General features: G+C 71.4%; 2 protein-coding genes. Both read left to right on the top strand.

Annotated features, from left to right (window positions below; translation table 11 throughout):
• Positions 1 to 328 precede the first annotated feature (328 nt).
• Positions 329 to 892, top strand: a complete 564-nt coding sequence (locus U9R90_RS35550; protein WP_411061576.1) for a GlcG/HbpS family heme-binding protein — start codon at positions 329 to 331, stop codon at positions 890 to 892.
• A gap of 34 nt (positions 893 to 926) precedes the next feature.
• Positions 927 to 2,315, top strand: a complete 1,389-nt coding sequence (locus U9R90_RS35545) for a M1 family metallopeptidase (protein WP_411061574.1) — start codon at positions 927 to 929, stop codon at positions 2,313 to 2,315.
• Positions 2,316 to 2,421: the final 106 nt, after the last annotated feature.

Here is a 2,421-nt window from a genome sequence, read left to right as displayed (position 1 = left end):
CGCGGGGCGCTGGCCCTCGGGTGCGGGGCGCCGGGTCGTCGGCCCGTACTCCGCCGATCTGTGCTCCACCCGTCGCTCCTTGCCGAACTGTGCCGCCCGCGTGCCCCCGTGTCAGGGCGCGCCGGTGACCCCATCGTCACCCGCCGCGGCCAGCCCCGCATCAACCGATCGGCCGACCCCTGGGTCAGCCGAGTCGCGCGCCGACCGCAGCCGGTACGTCGACCGTACGGGCCCTGTACCGGCCGGAGCATGGATACCGGAGCGGCACCCCGCATCCCGAGAACGCCCCGAGAACGCCCCGAGAACGCCCAGCCCAGGAGCCTGAACCATGAAGAAGCTGTCCCGCCGCGCACGCCTCCTCACCGGCACCGCCGTGGCCGCCACGCTCGCCGCCGGCACCTTCGGCGCGCTGTCCGCGAACGCCGCGCCCGCCGATCAGCAGTCGGCCACCGTCGCCGTGGCCAAGGCGGACGTGAAGGACAAGGACCTCACCCAGTCCACCCACCTGACCATCGACGCCGCCACCCGTGCCGCTCAGGCCACCCTCGACGCCGCCGAGGACGAGAACCAGCGCGTCACCGTCGCCGTCGTCGACCGCAACGGCAACACGATCGTCACCCTGCGCGGCGACGGTGCGGGCCCGCAGTCCTACGAGTCGGCCCAGAAGAAGGCGTACACCGCCGTCTCCTGGAACGCGCCCACCTCCGAGCTGGTCAAGCGCCTGGAGCAGGCCCCGAACCTGAAGGACATTCCGGGCACCCTCTTCCTCGGCGGTGGCGCCCCGGTCACCGTCGACGGTGCGCCCGTCGCGGGCATCGGCGTCGCGGGTGCACCCTCCGGTGACCTGGACGAGAAGTTCGCGCAGGCCGGGGTCGCGGCGCTGGGCAAGTGACATACGCCCGTTAAGTGGCCCATATGATCACCTGGTGATCCGACGCCGCGCCCGCCGTGCGCTCCCCGTCACCGTCGCCGCCGCACTGGCCCTCGCCGCGTGCGGCGGCGTTCGGGGTACTCCGGGCGCGGCGGGCGTCGGCGACCCGTACTTCCCGAAGCTCGGCAACGGCGGTTACGACGTCTCGCACTACGCGCTCACGCTCGACTACGACCCCGACTCCGGGCGTCTCAAGGGCGAGGCGGTCATCACGGCCCGTGCGACGCAGGACCTCAGCGCCTTCAACCTGGACCTGTCGGGGCTGAAGGCCGACAAGGTGAGTGTCGAGGGCAAGGCCGCGCGCTTCAACACCGTGCGCCACGAGCTGACCGTTCGCCCGTCCGACGACCTCCACAAGGGCGAGACCTTCCGTACCAGGGTCCGCTACTCGGGCACGCCCCAGACGATCACCGACGCGGACGGCGCCGAGGAGGGCTGGCTGCGTACCGACGGCGGGGGCGCGCTCGCCCTCGGTGAACCGGCCGGTTCGATGGCCTGGTTCCCCGGCAACCACCACCCCGGCGACAAGGCCGCGTACGACATCGCGGTCACCGTCCCGAAGGGGCTGAAGGCCCTCTCCAACGGCGAGTTGAAGAGCACCACGGAGAACGGCGGCCGCACCACCTTCAACTGGCACAGCGCGGAGCCCATGGCCAGCTATGTCGCGATGGTCGCGATCGGCCCGTACGAGACGAGGACCTCGACGACGAAGGGCGGGCTGCCGGTGCACACCGCCGTCGTGCCCGAGGAGGCGGCGGAGGGCGAGGAGGCCCTCGCCGAGATCCCGGAGATCATCGCGTGGCAGGAGCGCCTCTTCGGGCCGTATCCCTTCTCGTCCGTCGGCGCGATCGTCGCCGGTGAGGACGATGCCGGGTATGCCCTGGAGACCCAGACGAAGCCGGTCTTCCCGGGCGTCCCCGAGACCGAGCTGATGGTCCATGAGTTCGCCCACCAGTGGTTCGGCAACTCGGTCTCGCCGCGGACCTGGCAGGACATGTGGCTGAACGAGGGCTTCGCGACGTATGCCGAGTGGCTCTGGGAGGAGGACCACGGCGGCGACACCGCGCAGGAGACCTTCGACGCGCTGTACGAGGGTGACGATGAGGGGATCTGGGCCTTCCCGCCTGCCGAGCCGCCTGGTCCTGACCGGATTTCCGACAGTCCGGTGTACGAGCGCGGTGCGATGGTTCTGCACAAGATCCGTCAGGCCGTCGGCGACGAGGCATTCTTCGGCATCCTCCGGGGCTGGCCTGCGGCGTATCGCCACGGCACCGCGGACACGGACGCGTTCGTTGCGTACGTCGAGAAGCGGGCGGGGGGTGCGGACCTGAGCGGTGTCTGGGCGGCTTGGCTGCGCGGCGACGGGAAGCCGAAGCGGCCGTAGCGGCCGGTGCGCCTTGTTTCGGCCGCGTGTTCCCTGCTGCGGGGTGCGCGTTGTTTGTTGTGGGGCGGGGCCGCGTCGGGGGGTACGTGCTCACGCCGACGTCTGA

Origin of the sequence: Streptomyces sp. E11-3, assembly GCF_046540415.1 — a bacterium.
GTDB lineage: Bacteria > Actinomycetota > Actinomycetes > Streptomycetales > Streptomycetaceae > Streptomyces.
The sequence above is the reverse complement of the archived record's forward strand: the minus strand, read 5'-3'. Positions and strand labels throughout refer to the sequence as shown.